This is a genomic window from Oceanospirillum maris DSM 6286, from assembly GCF_000422865.1.
GTDB lineage: Bacteria > Pseudomonadota > Gammaproteobacteria > Pseudomonadales > Halomonadaceae > Oceanospirillum > Oceanospirillum maris.
This window is the reverse complement of sequence record NZ_AUGW01000043.1, coordinates 1-3,708: the sequence shown is the minus strand read 5'-3', so window position 1 is coordinate 3,708 and position 3,708 is coordinate 1. Positions and strand designations below refer to the sequence as shown.

The window sequence follows — 3,708 nt, the reverse complement described above, 5'->3', positions numbered from 1 at the left end:
TGACGCTATCGCAGCTGAGCATCCACTTCGAAGGACGGATCGACGGTTACGTAGATCTGTAAGCAATGGGTGACACAGAACTATGAACACCCTCGTGCTGGCAAGAGAATCTCGGAATTTTTTAGTACAACTTCGCCAGACAACGCTAAAGAACTATCATTAATAATATGACGATATGCTGTGCCCAACGAAGCGTAATGAAGCTCTCCGTCTTTCTCGAAAAATGACTCAAACAACCGAAAAGTATCAGCTAAACGGTACTTTTCTAGGCTCTCATTATCAATTATAACTCGAGGGTGCTTTGCTATTTTGGATTCTAGGTAGTATGCCCTGTTCATGGCGGGCCCAAAAAGAGGACCATTTTCCATGTGAATGAGGTCGCCTTCAGTAATTCCACCCCGCAAAAGTAGAGAATGATCTACCCACATCTTAATAGTTAGCTTGGCCAGAAGATCTAAAATCATTTGAGAAGCTATAACATCATCTGATTTTGCTGATAACACCAAGCTATCTGAAAAGTATGTAATCACTACAGGATGCATGCTTTTCATACTTTTCGTCATTTGTTCTAACGCTTCACGAACCGCTGGAACCTCCTCTGGGGGGCACATTTCATAGTTAATCGACGCATAAGCGTCTTCTTCAATAATTTTTGGTTGAAGCGTTACAAGCGCATCCAATATCTTCTGGGGCAAATCTGGCTCAACGGCACTCTTCTCAACAAGGCTTCCAAAGCCGAGCAAATCAATGAATGCGATGAATCGTTTCTCGTACATCTAGTGTTTCCTATGGCCCTAACATCTATGGACGCCCCTATTTTGGCAAGTAGTTTCCGATAACATAAAAAGGTTTGCAGCCATCTATTCGGATTTTATTCGGGTATTTACCCTATCCCTGATGAGCTTCGCTGATCCGGTTCTAATCATTTTAACGTTCTCTTATCGGAACGATGTTAGGGCCAGAGTATCCAGATCACGGTTCAACCTGTTGTGTCATCGTTGATATTACCTGCGCAAAATCAGGCTTCCTCTACTCTTTGATAACGAACGCCTTTGGCTAACAATGCCCAAGCTATCCGCGCTAACTTATTCGCCAATGCCACAATCACTTTGTTTTTATGCATTCGGCTTTCCAAACTCTGTATCCAGTTATACCAAGGACTACCGGGCTTTGAATGGCGGATAACCGCTCTTGCTCCGTGAATCGACGCATTAAGGTGTGAGCAACGCGACCATGAAACTTAACCTTACCACCGTAAACACTTCACTCAACGATGGAATGAAAAATGCCAAGCGTTGAGAATCACTTAAATGCTTTGTTAAGCATTTGTTCTCAAAGCTGCATTTACAAAATGGACAAAATGCTGTTTGCCTGTACGGTTGCCATAAGCTTTAGAAACTCGGTTCCACCATGGCATCCCTGGGTGAGGCGTTCGTGTGTACTTTATAGATTGCTTATCAAATTCTTTTATCAAGTTACTACGTTTTGCATGATCCCACGCCAGTGAACTTGTAAAGATGATAATTTCAGGAGAGATTACTTTAACCACTTGACCTACGACACTTTTACTAACCTCTGAATCAAGTTTAGATACTTTAATTGACTTACCGGTCTGCTCTGCAGGACGCTGAAAGTAATTGAGAAACGCTATCGTATTGAATGCCGACTTTTGCTCGCTTAAATTTGCACTACTTTCGAGTAGAGCTTTCTCTATGTTCCTGTATATCGTTTTTGACTTAGACTTCCATTTACTTTCGATACCATTTGAAATGATATTTCGAGTCTTAATCCATCCACTATCTTTTTTATCTGATACTATTACACCACCATACCATTCTTGAGGGTCATGATGATACGTACTGCCGACGTCTAAATAGTGGCTTTCGCCAATAACTAATATCTTTATTGTAGACGTAGCATAGTCGCAACCAATCCAAGGTTTCATTTCTGGATATTTCTGATAATGAACCACGCTATCTAATGCTTCATCAAACTCATTTGAATAATACTTCACTTAAAGAACTTCCTTTGATGCTTAACGAGCCTGTAGAAAAACCTGTTTCTAACCCGCTTTTCCCACCAACCACTCGTCTTCTGTGGTTTATTTTCGATGGCTGGTTTTTATCAGCAACCCTTGCTTAATTCTGTGTTTCCGGCTTTTTTAGGCTTTGGCTGTCTGCAAGCTCGATTCGTACCGCTTTCAGTACCTGCTCTAAGGCTGTATTGACTTTGTCTTACTGGCCGAGATGACCGTATTTTGCCAGTTTTTCTACATTGTGCACTAGGCAGTAAAGTTGCCATTGCCCCTGTACTTTGGTTTTGCTTCTCAGGCTAAAGCGGTTCAGTCTTTTGTTGGTGCCGATGTTGCCGAAGACCGGTTCGACAGCGGACATCCGGTGGCTGTAGATTTGTTGCCGTGGGAGCTGTCGACGCGGTGCTTCATCTTACAACCATCAATGGCAAAGAGTTCATGGCCTAAAAGCCCCTGCTGATCACAGATCAACAGCACCTGTTCAAACAAGTCTTCAATGGCTTGGGGCTGGCGGCTGACAAAATGGCTGGATCGTAGGCGGGGCAGCCTTCGGCATCATTCTTATAAGGCTGGCGAAACTTTGGTTGTTGCCATAGTGTTTGAATCGAGCCATCACCGCCTCCTGCGTTTCAAAACCCGATCAGACCATGGTTCGGGAGGTTTTTCTACAGCCTGAACGCCCGCATTTGCGGCTGGTTTGGAGCGCAGCGGAAAACTAGTCCGACAACATGCGCTTGTTAAATGCCGAACTCAACTAGCCCACCAGATTTTCTTAAAAAATCCTCACCAACCAACATGGGATGGTATTTCATACCACCTGTGAGACTATCAGCGTGAGTCGCAATTAGACCGCCAACACCTTCTTTCATGTCATTAAGAATTGCATAGCTAGTAGGTAATGAAAAATCCATAATTTCCATTGTTGGCAATGTTAACCAAGCATGTATATTCAAAGATGAACCATTGATACCTGATTGTAATATTTCGCTAAGGTCTTGCTCGCTTTGGTGGAACATTAAGCGATCAACCGTTTCTACATGCCCAATTGTGAAATAACATGGTGTATCGAATAATTCAGCTATTACATCGGATAACCGATAGTGGATCGATAGACATTGTGCCACCACTTCTTCAACACCAATTTCGCCAACTGTATCTCTTAATAAATAAGGGAATTTTTGCATTTTTTCGGTAGTGAGCAACGTTGCATCAGAAAATACAATTTCCGGACACTCCAACTTAAAAGCTTTTGTTCTCTCTACTCCCTTTTCAAACTCTAATTTGTACAAGATGCCTCCTTGGCATTTAACGAGGCTGTAGAAAAACCTCAGCCTCAAAAATTCATCATTTTTTGTACTGAAAATAGCGCTTCTACGTGAATTCTGGGGCAGTTTTCATCGCCAAATACTCTTAAATCAACGTAGGCGCGCGATAAATTCTCAATAACCAGAACCCGTTAGGTTTTCTACAGCCTGAACGTCGCTATCACCGGAAACGAAAGCGGAGTGTTTTTTGTGCTATTGTTTGAGCGGCAGCGAGTAGCACAAAAAATCGCGTAGCTTTTGTTTTCCGGTGCATAGCTTTGTGTACGCCCAGCATGGGCATGAACTAATGAGGTGAAAGTCCTCTGTAGGAAGGTCACCATCCTTAGCGATTTATGTCGTTATTAGATGTTA

General features: G+C 42.7%; 3 protein-coding genes and 2 pseudogenes. All 5 read right to left on the bottom strand.

Annotated elements, in window-relative coordinates; all coding sequences use genetic code 11:
• Positions 1-80 precede the first annotated feature (80 nt).
• On the bottom strand, positions 81-776 hold the full coding sequence (locus G517_RS18920) for a hypothetical protein (protein WP_051206358.1): 696 nt from the start codon (positions 774-776) through the stop codon (positions 81-83).
• A gap of 242 nt (positions 777-1,018) precedes the next feature.
• Positions 1,019-1,147 (bottom strand): annotated as a pseudogene (locus tag G517_RS21390) (IS110 family transposase); the annotation flags it as partial.
• Between the two features lie 171 nt (positions 1,148-1,318).
• A complete protein-coding gene (locus G517_RS0111875; RefSeq protein WP_028304595.1) occupies positions 1,319-2,014 on the bottom strand; it encodes a hypothetical protein in 696 nt (231 codons plus the stop codon).
• Between the two features lie 220 nt (positions 2,015-2,234).
• A pseudogene (locus G517_RS20530) lies at positions 2,235-2,443 on the bottom strand (transposase); the annotation flags it as partial.
• A 326-nt stretch (positions 2,444-2,769) separates the two neighbouring features.
• On the bottom strand, positions 2,770-3,321 hold the full coding sequence (locus G517_RS0111865) for a hypothetical protein (RefSeq protein WP_051206357.1): 552 nt from the start codon (positions 3,319-3,321) through the stop codon (positions 2,770-2,772).
• Positions 3,322-3,708: the final 387 nt, after the last annotated feature.

Excerpts from the sequence above, each read along its gene's own strand:
- G517_RS18920 (WP_051206358.1), bottom strand. The coding sequence starts at position 776 with ATGTACGAGAAACGATTCATCGCATTCATTGATTTGCTCGGCTTTGGA.